Genomic DNA, 21680 nt, shown 5'->3' with positions numbered 1-21680 from the left:
TAAAGCAAAAGAGCAGCCGAGGCTGCTCTAATTCATCTATCTCTGGCAGCAGAAGCAAAAGATCGCAGCCTTCGGCAGCTCCTACAGACATCGCAGTCCTGCAGGAGCTATCGAGTGAAACGAGGCGGCGATCTTTTGATCTTGACCTTAGCGCTTCTGGGTCAGGGCGCGACGTTCGAATTCAACGATGCGCTGACGGTAGTGCTCAATCGTTTGTGCAGTCAGAACGCTGCGCTGGTCATCTTTCAGTTCGCCATTCAGTTCCTGCGACAGCTTGCGGGCTGCAGCCACCATCACGTCGAAGGCTTGCTTCGGATGACGCGGACCTGGCAGGCCGAGGAAGAAGCTCACCGCCGGAGTGCTGAAATGGTCGATATCGTCCAGATCGAAGATGCCCGGCTTGACCGCGTTGGCCATGGAGAACAGCACTTCACCGTTGCCGGCCATGCTTTCGTGACGGTGGAAAATATCCATCTCACCGAAACGCAGACCGCTTTCGAGAATGTTCTGCAACAGCGCCGGGCCTTTGAAGCCGGCAGCGTCGCGGCAGATCACGCTGATCACCAGAACTTCTTCAGCTTGCGGCTGGTCTTTGTCGACCACCGCTGGCGAAGGCTTGCTGTCTTCGGCGAAATCGTCGTCACGGCTGCTGAAGCTCGGGCCGCCGTCCAGATCCAGGTCGAGGTTCAGGTCGCCCTGCGCCGGACCATTGCTGCCACGCTTGCCACGTTTCGAACCGGATTCGCGAGGCTCGCGTGCTTCGCGGGCCGGCATGCTCACCGACGGCAGATCGTGTTCGTCCAGTTGCGGCTCTTTATGTGTGTCCAGCACACGGGCCGGGCCCAACAGCTCAGCGCTGGTGTCCTCGTCCGGCAGGTTGGACAGACTTCGGTCAAGACGGAATTTCAGTTTTCCCTTGCCGCCGCGCATACGGCGCCAGCCATCGAAAAGAATACCGGCTATCACAATGATGCCGATGACGATCAGCCACTCGCGCAGACCGATTTCCATGTAATCCCGTGCCTCTATAAAAAATGCTGAAAAATAAGGGGTTTACATTGTGCAAACCGCTTTAAAACGTGGCGCCAACTCTATGTTCTGACAGGCGTTTTGCCCACGTATACGAAAAATTGACATTAAACTAGCACGACCAAAGACAACTTTACACCGTCTGTCTCATTGGCTTGCGCGAATATGTCGATTGGCCAGCAAGTCGAAGCCGGTAAAAAAGTCCTACAGCACCCAATTACCTTTCCGACACCACGCTGACTCAGGCGTCCACCATCGCCATCGCCTCCTCGACATCCACGGCTACCAGTCGCGAACAACCCGGCTCATGCATCGTTACGCCCATCAACTGCTCGGCCATTTCCATGGCGATCTTGTTGTGGGTGATATAGATGAACTGCACGGTCTGCGACATCTCTTTGACCAAGCGTGCGTAGCGTCCAACGTTAGCGTCATCCAGTGGCGCGTCAACCTCATCGAGCATGCAGAACGGCGCCGGGTTCAACTTGAAGATGGCAAAAACCAGTGCCAGCGCGGTCAGGGCTTTTTCCCCGCCGGAGAGCAAATGGATGGTGCTGTTCTTCTTCCCGGGCGGCTGCGCCATGATCGTTACCCCTGTATCGAGTAGATCTTCGCCCGTCAGTTCCAAATACGCCCGTCCACCACCGAAAACTTTTGGGAAAAGCGCCTGTAAACCGCCATTGATCTGATCAAAGGTATCTTTGAAGCGGTTGCGGGTTTCCTTGTCGATCTTGCGAATGACGTTTTCCAGGGTCTCCAGCGCTTCGACCAGATCGGCGTCCTGCGCATCCAGATAACGTTTACGCTCGGACTGTTGCGTGTATTCATCGATGGCCGCGAGGTTGATCGCACCCAGGCGCTGAATCCGCGCATTGATGCGTTCGAGTTCTTCTTCGGCTTCGCGTTCACTGGCCTGTGCGGTTAATGTCGCGAGCACGCCGTTGAGATCGTAGCCGTCTTCGAGCAATTGATCCTGCAAGGCCTTGCGGCGCACGGTCAGGGCTTGCCATTCCATGCGCTGCTGTTCGAGCTGGCCGCGAATCAACTGCGATTGCTGTTCGGCCTGAGTCCGGCGTTTTTCCGCGTCGCGCAGTTCGCGGTCGGCGTCTTCCAGCGCGATCTGCGCGGTCTTGAGTTCTTCGTCGACGGTCATGCGCTTGTCGAGCAACTCTTCGAGTTTCAGGCGCAGCTCTTCCAGCGGTGCCTCGCCCTCCTCCAGGTTCAGACTCAACTGTTCGCGCTTTTCGGTCAGACGCTCGGCCTGCATCTCCAGACGCTCCAGCGCCTGACGCGTGGAGTCGTGCTGCGCGCGCAACGAGCCGAGACGCACGGCCAATTGATGGGCGTGATCCTTGTGCTGCCGCGCTTCCTGACGCACGCGGTCGAGGCGTTCGCGCAGGCTGTCGCGCTGAGCCAGCAGCAATTCGCGTTGCTCGGTGTCCAGCGCCATGGCATCCAGCGCGTCCTGCAATTGCATGCGCGCTTCGCCGATCTGTTCGTGCTCGAGTTCGCGTTGTTCGCCCAGTTCGACCAGCTCTTCATCGAGACGGGTACGGCGCAAGGTCAACTGTTCGGCCTTGGCTTTGCCGGCGGACAACTGCGCTTTCAGTTCACCTTGCTGACGCGCCTCGTCTTGCAGCAAACGACGCAAATGTTCGCGGCCGTTTTCTTGTTGACGCTGTTGCGCGCGCAGGGTTTGCAGACGGGTTTCCATGGCCTCGACCGTGGCTTCTTTCTCTTCGCGTTCGAGATGCAGCGCTTCGATTTCCTGGCCACGAGCGAGCATGCCGCTTTCTGCTTCGCTGGCCCGACGCACGCGCAGGAAATGCCGACCAACCCAGTAACCGTCACGGCTGATCAGGCTCTCGCCAGCGCTCAACTGCCCGCGCAAGGCCAAGGCCTGCTCAAGGCTGTCGACTGGCTTGACCTGACCGAGCCACGGCGACAGATCGATCTGCGCGTCGACCTTGTCCAGCAAGCTGCCCGCGACGCGCACGCCGTCGCTGGCCGGGCTGAGCAAGCGCAAATCGCCTTGGGTGAAACCGGACAAATCGAAGCCACTGAAATCGTCGACCAGCACCGCTTGCAGATCGGCGCCAAGCACGGTTTCCACCGCCAATTCCCATCCAGCCTCAACCTTCAGGCCTTCGGCCAGACGCGGACGCTCGGCGAGGTTGTGTTCCTTCAGCCATTCGGCGGTGCCGGTGCCCGGATCCAGCGCGGCTTGCTGCAAGGCTTCAAGGGACGCAAGGCGACCGTTGAGGCGCTGCAAGTCACCTTGAGCCTGCTGCTGCGCAGTCAGCGCTTGCTGCAACTCCTGACGCAGTTGTTCGAGTTTTTCGACCTGCGCTTCTTCGCTGGTCTGCAAATCTTCGAGGGTCGCTTCGGACTCGGCGAGCTGCTCGTTGAGTTCCATGATCGCCGCGTCTTCCGGGTCAGCCGAAAGCAACGCGCGCTCTTCGCCGAGACGCTTTTGCCGATCGGCGAGACGCTCCATGCTGGTTTCCAGCTGCTGGATGCGCGACTGCTGCACTTCAGCCTGACGACGCGGTTCGGCAGCGGTCAGGTTGAAAGCGTCCCACTGCTCCTGCCAGCCATGCATGACGGATTCGGAATCTTCCAGCGCGGCAGCAGCCTCTTCGGCGGCGGCGCTGGTGACTTCCTGCTCGGGGGTGAGCATGTCCAGCTCTTCGCCGAGGGTCAGCAGCAAGGTGCGGTCGTGGCCCAGGTGCGACTCGGTTTCGAGGCGTGCGCGTTCGGCTTCTTTCAAGTCGTCCTGCAACTGCCGCAAACGCTGCTGGCCGTGCTGGATACTTTGCTCGACCCGGGCGATGTCGCCGCCGACCGAATAGAAGCGCCCCTGCACCAGATTGAAGCGTTCGGACAGGTCATGGTGCCCGTCACGCAGGCGTTCGATGGCCGCATCCGCATTACGCTGCTCAGCAACCAAGGCTTCGAAACTGATTTCCTGGGTGCCGATGATCGACTCGCGCTGGCCAACCTGATCATTCAGGTCCTGCCAGCGCAAGGCCGACAATTGCGCCTTGAGCTGGCGCTCCTCGGCTTTGAATTCCTGATACTTCTTCGCCGCTTCGGCCTGACGGTGCAGGCGTTCGAGTTGGCGCTCGAGCTCCTCGCGCAAGTCAGTCAGGCGCGCGAGGTTTTCGTGGGTGCGACGGATACGGTTTTCAGTCTCGCGGCGGCGCTCCTTGTACTTGGAGATGCCCGCCGCTTCTTCGATAAAGTTGCGCAGATCTTCGGGCTTGGATTCGATCAGCTTGGAGATCATCCCCTGCTCGATGATCGAGTAACTGCGCGGGCCCAGACCGGTGCCGAGGAAGATATCGGTGATGTCGCGGCGACGGCATTTGGTGCCGTTGAGGTAATACGTGGTCTGGCTGTCGCGGGTTACTTTGCGGCGAATCGAGATCTCGGCGTAGGCCGCGTATTCGCCGAGCAAGGTGCCGTCGGAGTTGTCGAAGACCAGCTCGATACTGGCCTGACTCACCGGTTTGCGGCTGGTCGAGCCGTTGAAGATGACGTCGGTCATCGACTCGCCACGGAGGTTCTTCGCCGAACTCTCGCCCATCACCCAGCGTACGGCGTCGATGATGTTCGACTTGCCGCAACCGTTCGGCCCGACGACCGCCGCCATGTTACTGGGGAAGTTCACCGTGGTCGGGTCGACAAAGGATTTGAATCCCGCCAGTTTGATGCACTTGAGCCGCACGCTTAGGCAACCGTCAGGGCGGAAACCACCAGATCGCAGCTGCGCTGGGCATAAGCCGTGAGCACGATGCGGATCTGCGGCAAATCACGGGCAAGCACGGCGGCCAGCAGGCGTTCGAACAGTTCGAGAAACTCGCTCATTGAAGCCTTGCGCTGTTCGAGGGCGAGGAAGTAGGCGCGGCTCATCGCCGGTTGCAGGTTCTCGACGGTCTCTTGCAGATACGGGTTGTTGGCGAACGGATAAGCGGCGCGCATCACGCTGAAGCTGTCATCGACGAAGCTGCGGATGTCCTGACGCTCGTAGCTGGCGGTCAGGCGCTGCTGGATCTGCACGAACGGCGCCATGTCCGACTGCACTTGCCAGCCATTGGCCACCGAATTGCCGAGCAGGATGTACAGCTCGCTCATCAGCGTACACAGGCTCTGCACCTTGTGCGGCGTCAGCTCGGTGACGTGCGCGCCACGACGCGGCAGGATCGCGATCAGGTGGCGACGTTCGAGGATCAGCAAGGCTTCGCGGACCGAACCGCGGCTGACATTCAGTGCCAGCGTGACCTTCTGTTCCTGGATGCGCTCTCCCGGCTTCATTTCGCCACGAATGATGCGTTCGGCGAGGTGGTGAGCGATTTGCTCGGCGAGGCTGTCCGGCGCCTTGAACGTCATGGTTGTCCTTCAAACTCTATCGATCTGCACAAGCGGCGCAGTGTAGCGCAAATGCACGGTCATGGCGGAGTGCCCACTCAGCGGTTTTTGGCACGAATCCCGCAAAAAAGCACGGTGACCGATGAGGGTCAATACTGAATAGAAACGTTGGTGATCGACGAAAGGCTTTTTCCTGACCTTTAAGTCAGAAAACCATTGACCGAAAAGTCAGACCTGCTAAATTCGGTTCACGTCGGTTAACAACAATAATGAGTCTGCGAGGCCTTCCGTGATCCAGTTTTTACTTAACCAGGAACTCCGTAGCGAGCACGCCCTGGACCCGAATCTGACTGTGCTCAATTACCTGCGTGAACACGTGGGCAAGTCCGGCACCAAAGAAGGTTGCGCCAGCGGTGACTGCGGCGCCTGCACCGTGGTGGTCGGCGAGTTGCAAACGGATGACGCTGGCCGCGAACACATTCGCTATCGCAGCCTCAACTCGTGCCTGACCTTTGTTTCATCGCTGCACGGCAAACAATTGATCAGCGTCGAGGACCTCAAGCACAAAGGCGAACTGCACAGCGTGCAGAAAGCCATGGTCGACTGCCATGGCTCGCAGTGCGGCTTCTGCACCCCCGGTTTCGTCATGTCGCTGTTCGCCCTGCAAAAGAACAGCGATGCACCGGATCACGCCAAGGCTCACGAAGCGCTGGCCGGCAACCTCTGCCGCTGCACCGGCTACCGGCCGATTCTGGCGGCTGCCGAACAATCCTGCTGCGGCAAGCAACCAGATCAGTTCGATGCCCGCGAAGCGGAAACCATCGCGCGCCTCAAAGCCATCGCCCCGAGCGATATCGGCGAACTCAACAGCGGCGACAAGCGCTGCCTGGTGCCGCTGACAGTCGCTGATCTGGCCGACCTTTATGACGCGTACCCACAAGCGCGCCTGCTCGCCGGCGGCACCGATCTGGCACTGGAAGTAACTCAATTCCACCGCACTCTGCCGGTGATGATCTACGTCGGCAATGTCGCGGAAATGAAGCGCATCGAAACCTTCGACGACCGCATCGAAATCGGCGCCGCCACTGCCCTCTCCGACTGCTACGAAGCATTGAACGCCGAGTACCCGGACTTCGGCGAACTGCTGCACCGCTTCGCCTCGCTGCAAATCCGCAATCAAGGCACCCTCGGCGGCAACATCGGCAACGCCTCGCCGATCGGCGACTCGCCACCGCTGCTGATCGCCCTCGGCGCGCAGGTCGTGCTGTGCAAAGGTGAAACCCGCCGCACGCTGAACCTGGAAGATTACTTCATCGACTACAAGGTCACGGCCCGTCAGGAAAGTGAATTCATCGAGAAGATCATCGTGCCGCGCGCCACTGCCGAGCAGTTGTTCCGCGCCTACAAAGTCTCCAAGCGTCTGGACGATGACATCTCCGCCGTCTGCGCCGCCTTCAATCTGCGAGTGGAAAACGGTGTGATCACTGACGCGCGCATGGCATTCGGTGGCATGGCCGCGATCCCGAAACGTGCCGCCCACTGCGAGGCCGCGCTGATCGGTGCGCCGTTCAACAACGCCGTGGTCGAACGTGCCTGCGCCGCACTGGCGGAAGATTTCACGCCGCTCTCGGACTTCCGCGCCAGCAAGGAATATCGCCTGCTCAGCGCGCAGAACCTGCTGCGCAAATACTTCATCGAACTGCAAACACCGCACATCGAGACTCGGGTGACCGCTTATGTCTAACCATCACGGCGTAGAAAAAACCCAGGCGGAACTGGCCGAATTGTTCGCCAAGGACCTGACCACAGGTGTCGGCCGCAGTGTCAAGCACGACAGCGCCGCCAAACACGTGTCCGGTGAAGCGCAGTACATCGATGACCGCCTGGAATTTCCCAACCAGCTGCACCTGTATGCACGCCTGTCCGACCGCGCCCACGCGAAAATCATCAGCATCGACACCTCGCCGTGCTACGCCTTCGAAGGCGTGCGTATCGCCATCACCCACGAAGACGTGCCGGGCCTGAAAGACATCGGCCCGTTGATGCCGGGCGACCCGCTGCTGGCCATCGATGACGTGCAATTCGTCGGTCAACCGGTGCTCGCCGTGGCCGCGAAAGATCTGGAAACCGCGCGCAAAGCCGCGATGGCGGCGATCATCGAATACGAAGACCTCGAACCGGTGCTCGACGTGGTCGAAGCCCTGCGCAAACGCCATTTCGTCCTCGACAGCCACACCCATCAGCGCGGCGATTCGGCTTCCGCGCTGGCAACGGCTGAACACCGCATTCAAGGCACGCTGCACATCGGCGGCCAGGAACACTTTTATCTAGAGACACAAATCTCCTCGGTGATGCCCACCGAAGACGGCGGCATGATCGTCTACTGCTCGACGCAGAACCCGACCGAAGTGCAAAAGCTGGTCGCCGAAGTGCTCGACGTGTCGATGAACAAAATCGTTGTCGACATGCGCCGCATGGGCGGTGGTTTCGGTGGCAAGGAAACTCAGGCCGCCAGCCCGGCGTGCCTGTGCGCGGTGGTTGCGCACCTCACCGGCCAGCCGACCAAGATGCGTCTGCCGCGCGTCGAAGACATGCTGATGACCGGCAAGCGTCACCCGTTTTACGTCGAATATGACGTCGGCTTCGACAGCACCGGGCGCCTGCACGGGATCAACATGGACCTGGCCGGCAACTGCGGCTGCTCGCCGGACTTGTCCGCGTCGATCGTTGACCGCGCGATGTTCCACTCGGACAACTCGTACTACTTGGGCGATGCGACCATCAACGGTCACCGCTGCAAGACCAACACCGCATCGAACACCGCTTACCGTGGTTTCGGTGGCCCACAAGGCATGGTCGCGATCGAAGAAGTGATGGACGCGATTGCCCGTCACCTGCAACTCGATCCGCTGGCTGTACGCAAGGCCAACTACTACGGCAAGACCGAGCGCAACGTCACCCACTACTACCAGACCGTCGAGCACAACATGCTCGAGGAAATGACCGCCGAACTGGAACAAAGCAGCCAATATCACGAGCGCCGTGAAGCGATCCGTCGCTACAACGCCAACAGCCCGATCCTGAAAAAAGGCCTGGCCCTGACCCCGGTGAAATTCGGCATTTCCTTCACCGCGAGCTTCTTGAACCAGGCCGGTGCGCTGATCCACATCTACACCGACGGCAGCATCCACCTGAACCACGGCGGCACAGAAATGGGCCAGGGCCTGAACACCAAAGTCGCGCAGGTCGTGGCCGAAGTGTTCCAGGTTGAAATCGACCGCGTGCAGATCACCGCGACCAACACCGACAAGGTGCCGAACACCTCGCCGACGGCGGCGTCCAGCGGCGCTGACCTGAACGGTAAAGCGGCGCAGAACGCAGCGGAAATCATCAAGAAACGCCTGATCGAATTCGCTGCGCGTCACTACAAAGTCACTGAGGAAGACGTCGAATTCCACAACGGCCACGTGCGTGTTCGCGATCACATTCTGACTTTTGAAGCGCTGATCCAGCAGGCGTATTTCAATCAGGTCTCACTGTCGAGCACCGGGTTCTACAAGACCCCGAAAATCTATTACGACCGCAGCCAGGCGCGTGGTCGTCCGTTCTACTACTTCGCCTTCGGCGCGGCGTGCTGCGAAGTGATCGTCGACACCCTGACCGGTGAGTACAAGATGCTGCGCACCGACATTCTTCACGACGTCGGCGCTTCGTTGAACCCGTCCATCGACATCGGTCAGGTCGAAGGTGGCTTCATTCAGGGCATGGGCTGGCTGACCATGGAAGAGCTGGTCTGGAACAACAAAGGCAAGCTGATGACCAACGGCCCGGCCAGCTACAAGATCCCGGCCGTGGCGGACATGCCGCTGGATCTGCGAGTGAAGCTGGTGGAAAACCGCAAGAACCCGGAAGACACGGTGTTCCATTCCAAGGCGGTCGGTGAGCCGCCGTTCATGCTCGGGATTGCCTCGTGGTGTGCGATCAAGGATGCGGTGGCGAGCCTCGGTGACTACAAGCATCAGCCGCAGATTGATGCGCCGGCGACACCGGAGCGCGTGTTGTGGGGCTGTGAGCAGATGCGTCAGCTGAAAGCGGTGAAAGCCGTTGAAGCTGAAATCGAGTTGGCTCCGCTCTAAAGACCGAGGCGGGGCCGTTCGCGAGCAGGCTCGCTCCCACAGGGGATGCATTCCAAATGTGGGAGCGAGCTTGCTCGCGAAGAGGCCCGAACAGACAACGAAGATGTCGAGGTGAACATGTACAACTGGATCGACGCCCTCGCCGACCTGCAGAACCAGGGCGAACCCTGTGTGCTGGTGACGATCATCGAAGAACTCGGCTCGACGCCACGCAACGCCGGCTCGAAAATGGTCATCAGCGCTAACCGGAGCTTCGACACCATCGGTGGCGGGCACCTGGAATACAAAGCCATGCAGATCGCCCGCGAGATGCTCGCCAGCGGTAAGCAGGACACCCATCTGGAGCGCTTCAGCCTCGGCGCCAGCCTGGGCCAGTGCTGCGGCGGCGCCACCGTGTTGCTGTTCGAACCGATGGGCCAGGTGCAGGCGCAGATCGCTGTGTTCGGTGCCGGCCACGTTGGCCGCGCCCTCGTGCCGCTGCTTGCCAGCCTGCCCTGCCGGGTACGCTGGATCGATTCGCGTGATGCCGAATTCCCCGAACACGTCCCCCACGGCGTGCGTAAAATCGTCGCCGAAGAGCCTGTGGATGAAATCGATGACCTGCCCGCCGGCAGTTATTGCATCGTCATGACCCACAACCATCAGCTCGACCTTGAACTCACGGCCGCGATTCTCAAGCGTAACGACTTCGCCTACTTCGGCCTGATCGGCTCGAAGACCAAACGCGCCAAGTTCGAACACCGTTTGCGTGATCGCGGTTTCGACAGCGGCGTCGTGCAACGCATGCGCTGCCCGATGGGCATCGGCGAGGTCAAAGGCAAACTGCCTGTGGAAATCGCCATCTCCATCGCCGGCGAAATCATCGCCACCTATAACGCCAACTTCGGTCAGCAGACTGCCAGCGCCGAACCGATTGCCAAACTGCTGCCGGTTTCGCGGCGCAGTCAGGCGACCAAACTCAAAGCCTCAAACTGATTAGAGAACCCTCATGCCTCTGACTCGCAAAGCCTACCGCGCCGCCATCCTGCACAGCATCACCGACCCCGCCGAAGTCGGAATCGAAGCCTCCTACGAATATTTCGAGGATGGCCTGCTGGTGGTCGATGGCGGCAAGATCAGCGCCCTCGGCCACGCCAGCGAATTGTTGCCGACCCTGCCGGCGGACATCGAAATCGAGCATTACCAGGACGCGCTGATCACCCCGGGCTTCATCGATACCCACATTCACTTTCCGCAAACCGGCATGGTCGGTGCCTACGGCGAGCAACTGCTCGACTGGCTCAACACCTACACCTTCCCGTGCGAAAGCCAGTTCGGCGACAAGGCTCACGCCGACGAAGTCGCTGACATTTTCGTCAAGGAGCTGCTGCGCAACGGCACCACCACTGCGCTGGTGTTCGGCAGCGTGCACCCGCAGTCGGTGAACTCGTTCTTCGAAGCCGCCGAAAAGCTTGACCTGCGGATGATCGCCGGCAAGGTGATGATGGACCGCAACGCCCCGGACTATCTGACTGATACCGCCGAATCGAGCTACGTCGACAGCAAGGCGCTGATCGAGCGCTGGCATGGCAAGGGTCGCCTGCACTATGCGGTCACCCCACGCTTCGCGCCGACCAGCACTCCGGAACAACTGACCCTCGCCGGGCAACTGCTGACCGAGTACCCGGATCTGTACATGCAGACCCACATCAGCGAGAACCTCAAGGAAATCGAGTGGGTCAAGGAGCTGTTCCCGGAGCGCAAGGGCTACCTCGACGTTTACGATCACTACCAACTGCTCGGCGAGCGCTCGGTATTCGCCCACGGCGTGCACCTGTGCGACGACGAATGCGCGCGACTGGCAGAGACCGGCTCGGCAATCTCGTTCTGCCCGACCTCGAACCTCTTCTTGGGTAGCGGCTTGTTCAACTTGCCGATGGCCGAGAAGCACAAACTCAATGTCGGTCTGGGCACTGACGTCGGTGGCGGCACCAGTTTCTCGCTGCTGCAAACACTGAACGAAGCGTACAAAGTGATGCAGTTGCAAGGTGCGCGACTGAGCCCGTTCAAATCGTTGTATCTGGCGACATTGGGTGGTGCGCGGGCACTGCGTCTGGAAGACAAGATCGGCAACCTGCAACCGGGTTCCGACGCCGACTTCCTGGTGCTGGATTACAACGCTACGCCGCTGCTCAGCTACCGCTTGAAGCAGGCCAACAATATTGCCGAGACGTTGTTTGTGCTGATGACGCTGGGCGATGACCGCACGGTGCAGCAGACGTATGCGGCGGGTGCATTGGTGCATCAGCGCTAAGCTTTTCCGAGCAATAAAAAAATCCCCCGGTGGTGTTCACCCCGGGGGATTTTTATTGCCTGTCAGATCGCCTTCGCGAGCAGGCTCGCTCCCACAGGGGGAATGCATTTCAAATGTGGGAGCGAGCCTGCTCGCGAAGGGAGCGACTCGGTCTGACTTAAAGCTTCGCCGCAGGGCGCCCCGGCTTCTTGGTCTGCAATAAATGCGAGAACACCGCATGCAGATCATCCGACGCGCCTTCCTCATCGAGGTTGAGCTTGCTGTCGATGTGATCCATGTGGTGCATCATCAGATTCACCGCCAGCTCACCGTCGCGCTTCTCGATCGCGTCGATCAGTTGAGTGTGTTCGTCGTACGAGCAGTGCGAGCGGTTGCCGCTTTCGTACTGGGCGATGATCAGCGATGTCTGCGAAACCAGACTGCGCTGGAAGCTGATCAACGGTGCGTTCATCGCCGCTTCCGCCAGTTTCAGGTGGAATTCGCCCGACAGACGAATACCGGCGCCGCGATCGCCACGGGAGAAGCTGTCGCGTTCGTCGTTGACCATCTGGCGCAATTCGGCAATTTGCTCGGCGGTGGCGTGTTGCACCGCCAGCTCAGTGATCGCGCGCTCGACCAGACGGCGGGCGAGGAACACCTGACGGGCTTCTTCAACGCTGGGGCTGGCAACCACGGCGCCACGGTTCGGCCGCAACAGCACCACGCCTTCATGGGCCAGACGCGAGAGCGCGCGGCGAATGATGGTGCGGCTGACCCCGAAGATTTCCCCCAGCGCTTCTTCGCTCAACTTGGTGCCGGGCGCCAGACGCTGTTCGAGGATGGCCTCGAAGATATGCGCGTAGACAATATCGTCCTGGGTTCCGCTGCGGCCGGCTTTGCCTGCTCGCGGTTGTTTCTTGAGGGGTTGCAACTGTTCGTTCATGGGCACTCGAGTCGGGAGAACTGCGGCGAATAGACCGTGACTGTAATACGGCACAGTAGGTCGCTGGCAAGTATCGCGTAAAAAACAGCGCGATTGTACACAATGGAAGGTGGCAACACGACTGTACGGCTGTTTGTGACTTCGGCTGTATTGCAACGATCCGTTACGTTTGAGTTTAGGCTTGATCGCAGAATCCGCTGGTCGACCACAATCCCCTGTGGGAGCGAGCCTGCTCGCGAAAGCCGTTTCACATTTCAAAATGAATGTTGACTGACACACCGCTTTCGCGAGCAGGCTCGCTCCCACAGGGGTTTGGCGTACAGGGGACATCTTCATTGATATAAGGAACACCGTTGTCATGAACGACGCCACGCACACTCAACTGCGCCCACTGGCCGACACTTCGCCTTCAGCCATCGTCGCCGGTTTCATCGCGATGATGACCGGCTACACCAGTTCACTGGTGCTGATGTTCCAGGCCGGGCAAGCGGCGGGCCTGACCAGCGGGCAGATTTCTTCGTGGATCTGGGCGATCTCGATCGGCATGGCGGTGTGTTCGATCGGTCTGTCGCTGCGTTATCGCACGCCGATCACCATCGCCTGGTCGACGCCCGGCGCTGCGTTGCTGATCACCAGTCTGGGCGGCGTCAGCTATGGCGAGGCCATCGGCGCCTACATCACCTGCGCGGTGCTGGTGACGATCTGCGGCCTGACCGGCAGCTTCGAAAGGCTGGTGAAAAAGATTCCGGCTTCACTGGCGGCGGCATTGCTGGCAGGGATTCTGTTCAAGATCGGCAGCGAAATCTTCGTCGCCGCGCAGCACCGTACCGGGCTGGTGTTGGGGATGTTTTTCACTTATCTGCTGGTCAAACGCCTGTCGCCGCGTTATGCGGTGCTCGCGGCGCTGCTGATCGGCACCGCGCTGTCGGGGTTCATGGGTTTGCTGGATTTCAGCGGTTTTCATCTGGAAGTCGCGACGCCGGTGTGGACCACGCCGCACTTCTCGCTCGCCGCGACCATCAGCATTGGCATTCCGCTGTTCGTGGTCGCGATGACTTCGCAGAACATGCCTGGCATCGCCGTACTGCGCGCCGATGGCTACAACGTCCCAGCCTCGCCGCTGATCACAACCACCGGCATTGCCTCGCTGTTGCTGGCGCCGTTTGGTTCGCATGGCATCAACCTCGCGGCGATCAGCGCGGCGATCTGCACCGGACCGCATGCCCATGAAGATCGCAACAAGCGCTACACCGCTGCGGTCTGGTGCGGAATTTTCTACGGGATTGCCGGGGTGTTCGGCGCCACGTTGGCAGCGTTGTTTGCCGCGCTGCCGAAGGAACTGGTGCTGTCGATTGCCGCGCTGGCGCTGTTTGGTTCGATCATCAATGGTTTGAGCATTGCCATGGCCGAGGTCAAGGAGCGTGAGGCGGCGTTGATTACCTTTATGGTCACGGCGTCGGGGTTGACGCTGTTTTCCATTGGTTCGGCGTTTTGGGGGATTGTCGCGGGGGTTTTGACGCTGGTGATTTTGAATTGGCGTAAGGCTTAAGGTCAAAAGCCCCTCACCCTAACCCTCTCCCCGGGGGAGAGGGGACTGACCGAGGTGCTTGGAAGAAATACGCCGACGTGGGATACCGAGTCGAAATCAGGTGTTGAACAGCTCGCATATCGGCTCCCTCTCCTCGGGGAGAGGGCTGGGGTGAGGGGTAGCCTCACCACAAATCCCAAGCCGAACACCCAAACACCAGACGAAAAAAAACGGCGACCCTCAGGTCGCCGTTTTTTTCAGTATCACTTAGCCGCGTTGATCGGCTTTTCCGGATACCAAACGTCCAGCAACGGGCTGACTTCATACTTGGTCAGCTCGGAGCGGGTTTTCAGCCAGGCTTCAACGGCAGCGCGCTGCTCTTCGTTGACCGAGCCACGCTTCTGCAGGCATACCAGACCGAAGTCGTCGCCGCCAACATAACCCAGACCATTGGCTTCCATGGCTTCTTTGATGAAGGCTTCGAGGAAAGCGTCAATGGCTTCTTCGGACAAGTCTTCTTTGAAGTCCAGGTTCAGCTCGAAACCCAGCTCTTGAAATTCATCAACGCACAGTTTTTTGCGCAGACGCTGGGAACGGTTAGTCGCCATTGGAACAATCCTCTTAAGTATTAACGGCCGGCACTTTACCAGTTTAAGCGGTCGATTGCCCGACTCTCTGGCCCCTGAAGCCGACCGCCTGTAAAAAAATAACGTATTGGCCGGCCCCGACAAGGCACAAGCTGTAACACCTTGGGGCATAATGCCGACACTTTCATGACCGCTGAGGGCTTTTTCATCCATGTCCTCGTTATTTTCCCCTCGACTGTAGGGTTTTATTTCATATGATCAAATCGTTGCGTCCACTGTTTCTCGCCGGCCTTCTTCTGCCTCTGGCCCTGCCTGTTTCCGCTGCCACCATCAATACTTCACTCACCCCGAATGTCGAAAAAGCCCTCAAAGCGAGCAAATTGCAACCTAACGCCTTGTCGCTGGTAATGGTGCCGCTGGACGGCCCAGGCACGCCGACCGTGTTCAACGCCGACGTGTCGGTCAACCCGGCCTCGACGATGAAACTGGTAACCACCTACGCGGCGCTGGAAATGCTCGGCCCGAACCATCAGTGGAAGACCGAGTTCTACACCGACGGCGACCTCAGCGGCGGCATCCTCAACGGCAACCTCTACCTCAAGGGCGGCGGTGATCCGAAGCTGAACATGGAAAAACTCTGGCTGCTGATGCGCGACCTGCGCGCCAACGGCGTGACGCAGATCACCGGCGATCTGGTGCTCGACCGCAACTTCTTCGTGCAGCCGCAACTGCCGGAATTCAACGATGACGGCAACGACGAGAACAAGCCGTTTCTGGTCAAACCGGATTCGCTGCTGGTCAACCTCAAAGCCCTGCGCTTCGTCGCGCGCAATGATGGTGGCCGCGTGCTGATCTCGGTAGAACCACCGATTGCCAGCATCCACATCGAAAACACCGTCAAGGCACTGCCCTCCAAGCAATGCACCGGCGGCGTGCGCTACAACCCGGTGGCGCAACCCGATGGCAGCATGACCGTGACCGTCGCCGGCCAGTTGGGCGAAGGTTGCAGCTCGCAGACTTATCTGTCGCTGCTCGACCACGCGACCTATACGGCCGGCGCCGTGCGGGCGATCTGGAAAGAGCTGGGCGGCAGCATTCAAGGCAAGGATCGTCTGGCCTCGACCCCGGGCAACGCCAAACTGCTCGCTCGCGCCTACTCGCCGGATCTGGCGGAAATCATCCGCGACATCAACAAATACAGTAACAACACCATGGCCCAGCAGCTGTTCCTCAGCCTCGGCCAACGCTTCCGCAACGACGCCGACGGTGACGACGCCAAGGCAGCGCAACGCGTAGTGCGTCAGTGGCTGGCGAAGAAAGGCATCACTGCGCCGCATCTGGTGATGGAGAACGGCTCCGGTTTGTCTCGCGCAGAACGGGTCAGCGCCCGTGAGATGGCGAGCATGCTGCAAGCCGCCTGGCACAGCCCGTATGCCGCGGAGTACATCAGCTCGCTGCCGATTGCCGGTACCGACGGCACCATGCGTAAACGCCTGAAGACCACGGCGATGCGCGGTGAGGCTCACGTCAAGACCGGTACTTTGAACACCGTGCGGGCGATTGCCGGCTTCAGCCGTGATGTGAATGGCAATACCTGGGCGGTAGTGGCGATCCTCAATGACAAGGCACCGTTTGGCGCATCGTCGGTGCTGGATCAGGTGCTGCTGGATCTGTACAAGCAGCCGAAACTGGCGCAGACCGCTTCGGTCCTGTAACGCCGTTCAGGCAACACCACAAAACCCTGTGGGAGCGAGCTTGCTCGCGAAGGCGTCAGGTCAGTCAATAAATGTGCTGACTGATAGACCGCCTTCGCGAGCAGGCTCGCTCCCACATTGGTTGGGGGGCAGAGCCTAGCTCATCTGTTCGACACGATCGCGCCCGCGCTGCTTTGCCATATACACACCCGAATCCGCCCGCAACAGCAGCGCATCCGCACCCTCCCCCGGTCGCCAACTGGCGATACCGAAACTCGCGGTCACCACGCCGACCACATCCACTGGCGCACTGCGCAAACCCTGCCACAGCTCAACCGCCAACATGTACGCGTGTTCACCGTCGATGTCCGGGCACAGCACCATGAACTCCTCGCCGCCCAAGCGACAGAACACGTCGGTACGCCGCAAACGATGGCCAATCCGCTCGCACACCGCTTGCAGCACCCGGTCGCCGACAGCGTGGCCGTACTGGTCGTTGATGCGTTTGAAATGGTCGATGTCGAGCATGATCACCGACAGCTCGCCCCCGCCGCGCTCGACCCGGGCCATTTCCGTGGTCAAGCGTTCCTGGAAATAGCGGCGATTATGGATGCCGGTCAGCGAATCGGTCACCGACAGCGCGCGCAGTTCTTCTTCCACGCGTTTCAAATCGGAAATATCCGAGATATAGCCATGCCAGAGCACGCCGCCACCCGGCAGTTCTTCCGGCGTCGCCTCGCCGCGCACCCAGCGCAAACCACGTTCGGGCAGCTGCACGCGGTATTCCTCGCGCCACGGGCTGAGGCTGTCGGCCGAAGCGCGAATGGAAGAACGCACACGGGTGACGTCCTGTGGATGAATGCGCGTGAAGATCGCCTCGGCGTTGAACAGCAGCACGTCCGGCTCCAGCTCGTAGATCTCGCGGATGCCGTCGCTGGCGTAGATCACGCTGAAACGCCCATCGAATTCCATCTTGAATTGATAAATGCCGCCGGGCACATGCGCGCTGAGCTTCTTCAGCAACACATCCCGCGCCGCCAGCACCTCGTGCACGCGCTTGCGCTCGGTGATGTCGATGCAGATCGCCAGGTGCCCGACCCACAACCCCTGCTCATCCAGCACCGGCGTGGCGAGCATGTTCACCGGCAGATGACTGCCATCGCTGCGCACCAGCGTCCATTCGCGGGCCTCGTGGCCACCGACTTCGCCGCCCTCGACCAGCATCGCGTGGCAGGTCGGGATGCTTTTACCGTAGCGCGCACTCAATTCGGCAGCACGGGCCGTCAGCTCGCGGGGCAGGTGCAAGTTTTCCAGGGTCATGTGGCCGACGACGTCGGCGCTGCTGTAGCCGAGCATTTGTTCGGCGCCGGGGTTGAAGGTGTTGATCACCCCGCGCAGATCGGTGGCGATGATCGCCACCTGCGTCGCCGCATTCAGCACGCCGCGCAACTGGCCGTGGGTGCCACGCAGCTCCTGTTCGCTGGCATGCAACTCCTGCGTGCGCAGCTCGACCATGCGCAAGGCGCGCTGACGCTGACTGACCAACACGTAGAGCAAGGCGCTGAGCAGCAAACTGAGCAAGCTGCCCAGAATGATCACGCTACCGACCGACGAATGATTGGCCTGAACGAACGCCTCGCTCGGCAGAATATCGACCTGATAGTCGTGATCGGCCATGCGCAATAACCGCGTGGCCGACAGGGCGCTCGGCGCCGGCTCGTTGGTCGACTCGAACAACACTTCGTGCTGATCATTGGTCGACATGTCGAGAATGCGCACCGACAGATAGTCATGGAAAGCGTCCGGCAAACCGTCGGCCAGTAACTGACGCATGCTGATCACCGCCATCACGTAGCCGAACGATTGGCGCTGGCCACTGCGGCTCACCGGCGCCACCAGCAGCACACCGCGCGCGTAGGACGGCTCAATGCTGACCAGGTGCATCGGTTGCGACACCGCCAGCCCGCCGCGTTTGTCGGCACGTTGCAAGGTTTCGCGACGCAAAGGTTGCGCGAGCAGGTCATAGCCTAACGGTGAGCCGAGCCGACTTTGCGTCTGGCTATAGAGCACTGGCACGTATTCATCGCGCATGCCAGCCAGTTGCAGCTCGCCCTGAGCATTCAATTCTCGGAGGGTAAAGTTGGTCAGACCTTCATCACGCACCTGCTGCTCGAATGCGGCGCGCTCGGCTCCACTGACCTTGAGGGCAAACGAATAGGCCTGGGTACGCATTAATAAGGGTTGGGTGTAACCATCGAATTCGGCGCGGGACACCGATTCGGAGTTGGCGAAGAAGCGGCGCAGGCCGTCGAGGCGTTGCTCCTGATCCTGAAAACGTTCTTCGATGCGGGTGTAACGTTCGTTGGCCAGCAGTTGGAAACGCTGACGGATTTGTTGCTGGAACTGATTGAGGGTGGCCCAGGCGAGCAGCCCCGTGAGAATCCCGCCGGCGAGCAATACCAGCAGCGCGACCAGCCAGGCCGAGACGTCTTCACTGATGAAACCCAGAATCTTTGGGCGCACGGGGTGCAACGACATAAAGACAACTCACACTACGCCAGCATTTACGGGAAAACCCCATTGACCGTGTGTGAGTTATAGCTATTAGCCACTAATTTAGCCAGCGCGGGCAGATCCACGGAGCCTTTAAAAATCAAGGCTCTGTGGATCCAATATCGCAAAGCGTCAACGAGCCGTGATTTTCCAGGCGCGGTGAATCTTGGTGTTGCGGGCAAAATCCGGATCGATGGTCTGCGCGCTGATTTCCTCGACCGCGTAACGCTCAGCGAGATTTTCTTCCAACTGGAACTTGCGGAAGTTGTTGGAGAAATACAGCACACCGCCCGGCGCCAGACGCGCCATGGCCAGGTCGATCAACTGCACCTGGTCACGCTGCACGTCGAAGATGCCTTCCATGCGCTTGGAGTTGGAGAAGGTCGGCGGATCGATAAAGATCAGGTCGTACTCGTCCCGGCTGCTTTCCAGCCACGCCATCACATCGCCCTGCTCCAGACGGTTCTTGTCCGAGTAACCGTTCAGCGACAGGTTGCGGCGTGCCCAGTCGAGGTAGGTCTTCGACAGGTCGACGCTGGTGGTGCTGCGCGCGCCGCCCTTGGCCGCGTGCACGCTGGCTGTCGCGGTGTAGCAGAACAGATTGAGGAAGCGCTTGCCGGCAGCCTCTTTCTGGATGCGCATGCGCATTGGCCGGTGATCGAGGAACAGGCCGGTGTCGAGGTAGTCGGTGAGGTTGACCAGCAACTTCACGCCGCCCTCGCTGACTTCATTGAACTTGCCCTGTGCAGCCTGACGCTCGTACTGCTTGGTGCCGCTCTGGCGCTCGCGACGCTTGACCACCACGCGGCTCTTGTCGACGTTCAGTGCCTGCGGAATCGCTGCCAGGGCATCGAACATGCGCGCCGAGGCTTTTTCCGGGTCGATCGACTTCGGTGCGGCGTATTCCTGGACGTGCACCCAGTCGTGGTACAGGTCGATGGCCATTGCGTACTCAGGCATGTCGGCATCGTAGACGCGGTAGCAATCGATGCCTTCGCGCTTGACCCACTTGCCCATGGCCTTGAGGTTCTTTTGCAGGCGGTTGGCAAACATCTGCCCGCCTTCGCTCAAGCGCGGCTGCTCGATCACTGGCGCCGGGGCTGGCGTCGGTTTGATCGGGTTGCCGTTCTTGTTGAACTTGCGTTCTTGCGGCTCGTCCGGGGTCTGATCGTAAGCCGCTTGCTCGCGCTCGGCCTGACGCTGTTCCGGGGTTCGACGCTCGCCAGTGACGAACTGATCCGGCAGCACTTTGATCAACAGCAGCTTGCACGGCAGCGCGCCATTCCAGAACGAATACTGTTTGTGGCTGCGGATACCCATGCGCTTGCCCAGATCCGGTGCGCCGGTGAACACTGCCGCTTCCCAGTTCAGGCAGGCCTGACGCAGACGCTCGCCGAGGTTCTGGTAGAGATACAGCAGGCTGGCCTCGTCACCGAGACGCTCGCCGTACGGCGGGTTGCAGATCACCAGACCTTTCTGGTTCTGATCCGGACGCGGCTCGAAGGTCGCGACTTCGCCCTGGTAGATCTTGATCCACTCGCTCAGGCCGGCACGTTCAACGTTGTTGCGGCCGGGCTGAATCAGCCGTGGGTCGGCTTCGTAACCGCGAATCCACAGCGGTGGTTTGGCCAGACCGGCAGCGGCACGTTCAACCGCTTCTTCGTGGAGTTTTTTCCACAGCGCCGGGACGTGACCGAGCCAAGCGGTGAAGCCCCACTGCTCACGACGCAGGTTCGGTGCCATGTCGGCGGCAATCATGCCGGCTTCGACGAGGAACGTACCGACACCACACATCGGGTCAGCCAGCGCGCCGCCTTCAGCGGCAATACGTGGCCAGCCGGAACGGATCAGGATCGCTGCCGCGAGGTTTTCCTTCAGCGGTGCAGCGCCCTGCTGAAGACGGTAACCGCGCTGATGCAGGCTGTGGCCGGAGAGGTCGAGGGAGAGAATCGCTTCGCCGCGATCCAGGCGCAGGTGAATACGCAGATCCGGGTTGAGCTTGTCGATCGACGGACGGTCGCCCTGCGGGGTGCGCAGTTTGTCGACGATGGCGTCTTTGACTTTCAAGGCGCCGAAGTGGGTGTTGTCGATGCCGGAACCGTGGCCGCTGAATTCAACGGCCAGAGTACCGTCGCTGAGCATGTGATCCTGCCAGTCGATGTCGAGCACGCCGTGGTAGAGGTCTTCGGCGTCCTTCATCGGGAAGCGCTTGAGCACCAGCAACACACGGTTGGCCAGACGCGACCAGAGGCACAGGCGATAAGCGGTTTCCATGGTCGCCATGCCACGCACGGCGGAAGTGTGCTCGCGCGCTTCTTCAAGGCCAAGCCCGACGGCTTCCTCGATGAGCAGGCCTTCAAGGCCTTTAGGGCAAGTGAGGAAGAGTTCGAAACGGTCGGACATGGTATTTCCAGAGCCTTTGGCTTGTGAATCGGCAACGCATTGCCGATCCGGTTTTCAATCAGGCGCTTTTCTAAAAGAACGCCCGCGTGGCACGAAGGTGTGCCGTTCCATCCCCGCTGCTCGGGTTAAAAGAGCTTAGATGCCGGGACAGATAAAAAAGTTGA

Annotated in this window: 13 protein-coding genes; 6 read left to right on the top strand and 7 right to left on the bottom strand. The window is 60.2% G+C overall.

Annotated elements, in window-relative coordinates:
- Positions 1–147 precede the first annotated feature (147 nt).
- The 3 genes from zipA to ACRRSD_RS24535 all read right to left on the bottom strand — a co-directional run bounded on the left by zipA (position 148) and on the right by ACRRSD_RS24535 (position 5421).
- Positions 148–1011 (bottom strand): cell division protein ZipA, encoded by an 864-nt coding sequence (gene zipA, locus ACRRSD_RS24545; RefSeq protein ID WP_038365417.1) that lies wholly within the window; start codon positions 1009–1011, stop codon positions 148–150.
- A 259-nt stretch (positions 1012–1270) separates the two neighbouring features.
- The gene (gene smc / locus ACRRSD_RS24540) at positions 1271–4759 is read right to left on the bottom strand and encodes a chromosome segregation protein SMC (RefSeq protein WP_401046921.1); all 3489 of its coding nucleotides are present in this window, start codon (positions 4757–4759) and stop codon (positions 1271–1273) included.
- Between the two features lie 2 nt (positions 4760–4761).
- Positions 4762–5421 carry a GntR family transcriptional regulator gene (locus tag ACRRSD_RS24535; protein ID WP_038365421.1) on the bottom strand — a complete coding sequence of 220 codons (660 nt, stop codon included), beginning with the start codon at positions 5419–5421 and terminating at the stop codon, positions 4762–4764.
- A 268-nt stretch (positions 5422–5689) separates the two neighbouring features.
- Here ACRRSD_RS24535 and xdhA point away from each other — a divergent pair, with 268 nt between their 5' ends.
- From xdhA to guaD, 4 genes are all read left to right on the top strand, one after another.
- The gene (gene xdhA / locus ACRRSD_RS24530; protein WP_435035806.1) at positions 5690–7144 is read left to right on the top strand and encodes a xanthine dehydrogenase small subunit; all 1455 of its coding nucleotides are present in this window, start codon (positions 5690–5692) and stop codon (positions 7142–7144) included.
- On the top strand, positions 7137–9536 hold the full coding sequence (xdhB, locus tag ACRRSD_RS24525; protein ID WP_435035804.1) for a xanthine dehydrogenase molybdopterin binding subunit: 2400 nt from the start codon (positions 7137–7139) through the stop codon (positions 9534–9536). The genes xdhA and xdhB overlap by 8 nt, the downstream gene beginning before the upstream one ends.
- A gap of 117 nt (positions 9537–9653) precedes the next feature.
- Positions 9654–10511, top strand: a complete 858-nt coding sequence (xdhC, locus tag ACRRSD_RS24520; RefSeq protein WP_435035803.1) for a xanthine dehydrogenase accessory protein XdhC — start codon at positions 9654–9656, stop codon at positions 10509–10511.
- 13 nt (positions 10512–10524) lie between these two features.
- The gene (gene guaD / locus ACRRSD_RS24515; protein ID WP_435035801.1) at positions 10525–11829 is read left to right on the top strand and encodes a guanine deaminase; all 1305 of its coding nucleotides are present in this window, start codon (positions 10525–10527) and stop codon (positions 11827–11829) included.
- Positions 11830–11986: 157 nt separating this feature from the next.
- On the opposite strand, the gene ACRRSD_RS24510 is transcribed toward guaD, so the two are convergent.
- On the bottom strand, positions 11987–12751 hold the full coding sequence (locus ACRRSD_RS24510) for a GntR family transcriptional regulator (protein WP_007918375.1): 765 nt from the start codon (positions 12749–12751) through the stop codon (positions 11987–11989).
- Between the two features lie 358 nt (positions 12752–13109).
- On the opposite strand from ACRRSD_RS24510, the gene ACRRSD_RS24505 reads away from it, so the two are divergent.
- Positions 13110–14300, top strand: a complete 1191-nt coding sequence (locus tag ACRRSD_RS24505; RefSeq protein WP_095111814.1) for a benzoate/H(+) symporter BenE family transporter — start codon at positions 13110–13112, stop codon at positions 14298–14300.
- 242 nt (positions 14301–14542) lie between these two features.
- Here ACRRSD_RS24505 and ACRRSD_RS24500 read toward each other — a convergent pair whose 3' ends face one another.
- Positions 14543–14887 carry a YggL family protein gene (locus ACRRSD_RS24500; protein ID WP_007916365.1) on the bottom strand — a complete coding sequence of 115 codons (345 nt, stop codon included), beginning with the start codon at positions 14885–14887 and terminating at the stop codon, positions 14543–14545.
- Positions 14888–15120: 233 nt separating this feature from the next.
- Here ACRRSD_RS24500 and dacB point away from each other — a divergent pair, with 233 nt between their 5' ends.
- Positions 15121–16581, top strand: a complete 1461-nt coding sequence (dacB, locus tag ACRRSD_RS24495) for a D-alanyl-D-alanine carboxypeptidase/D-alanyl-D-alanine endopeptidase (RefSeq protein ID WP_435035799.1) — start codon at positions 15121–15123, stop codon at positions 16579–16581.
- Positions 16582–16716: 135 nt separating this feature from the next.
- Here the strand turns inward: dacB and ACRRSD_RS24490 are convergent, their stop codons facing one another.
- The gene (locus tag ACRRSD_RS24490; RefSeq protein ID WP_435035797.1) at positions 16717–19098 is read right to left on the bottom strand and encodes a sensor domain-containing diguanylate cyclase; all 2382 of its coding nucleotides are present in this window, start codon (positions 19096–19098) and stop codon (positions 16717–16719) included.
- 147 nt (positions 19099–19245) lie between these two features.
- The gene (gene rlmKL / locus ACRRSD_RS24485) at positions 19246–21516 is read right to left on the bottom strand and encodes a bifunctional 23S rRNA (guanine(2069)-N(7))-methyltransferase RlmK/23S rRNA (guanine(2445)-N(2))-methyltransferase RlmL (RefSeq protein WP_123448553.1); all 2271 of its coding nucleotides are present in this window, start codon (positions 21514–21516) and stop codon (positions 19246–19248) included.
- Between the last annotated feature and the right edge of the window lie 164 nt (positions 21517–21680).

This window comes from Pseudomonas neuropathica, from assembly GCF_051174785.1.
In the GTDB taxonomy this organism is placed as follows: domain Bacteria; phylum Pseudomonadota; class Gammaproteobacteria; order Pseudomonadales; family Pseudomonadaceae; genus Aquipseudomonas; species Aquipseudomonas neuropathica_A.
This window is presented reverse-complemented; position numbering and strand designations above follow the sequence as displayed.

What these genes read in the sequence shown, in the direction of transcription:
- ACRRSD_RS24500 (WP_007916365.1), bottom strand. Translation starts at nt 14,887, where the DNA reads ATGGCGACTAACCGTTCCCAGCGTCTGCGCAAAAAACTGTGCGTTGAT.
- ACRRSD_RS24535 (WP_038365421.1), bottom strand. Translation starts at nt 5,421, where the DNA reads ATGACGTTCAAGGCGCCGGACAGCCTCGCCGAGCAAATCGCTCACCAC.
- zipA (WP_038365417.1), bottom strand. Translation starts at nt 1,011, where the DNA reads ATGGAAATCGGTCTGCGCGAGTGGCTGATCGTCATCGGCATCATTGTG.
- ACRRSD_RS24490 (WP_435035797.1), bottom strand. Translation starts at nt 19,098, where the DNA reads ATGTCGTTGCACCCCGTGCGCCCAAAGATTCTGGGTTTCATCAGTGAA.
- xdhB (WP_435035804.1), top strand. Translation starts at nt 7,137, where the DNA reads ATGTCTAACCATCACGGCGTAGAAAAAACCCAGGCGGAACTGGCCGAA.
- guaD (WP_435035801.1), top strand. Translation starts at nt 10,525, where the DNA reads ATGCCTCTGACTCGCAAAGCCTACCGCGCCGCCATCCTGCACAGCATC.
- ACRRSD_RS24505 (WP_095111814.1), top strand. Translation starts at nt 13,110, where the DNA reads ATGAACGACGCCACGCACACTCAACTGCGCCCACTGGCCGACACTTCG.
- xdhC (WP_435035803.1), top strand. Translation starts at nt 9,654, where the DNA reads ATGTACAACTGGATCGACGCCCTCGCCGACCTGCAGAACCAGGGCGAA.
- rlmKL (WP_123448553.1), bottom strand. Translation starts at nt 21,516, where the DNA reads ATGTCCGACCGTTTCGAACTCTTCCTCACTTGCCCTAAAGGCCTTGAA.
- ACRRSD_RS24510 (WP_007918375.1), bottom strand. Translation starts at nt 12,751, where the DNA reads ATGAACGAACAGTTGCAACCCCTCAAGAAACAACCGCGAGCAGGCAAA.
- dacB (WP_435035799.1), top strand. Translation starts at nt 15,121, where the DNA reads ATGATCAAATCGTTGCGTCCACTGTTTCTCGCCGGCCTTCTTCTGCCT.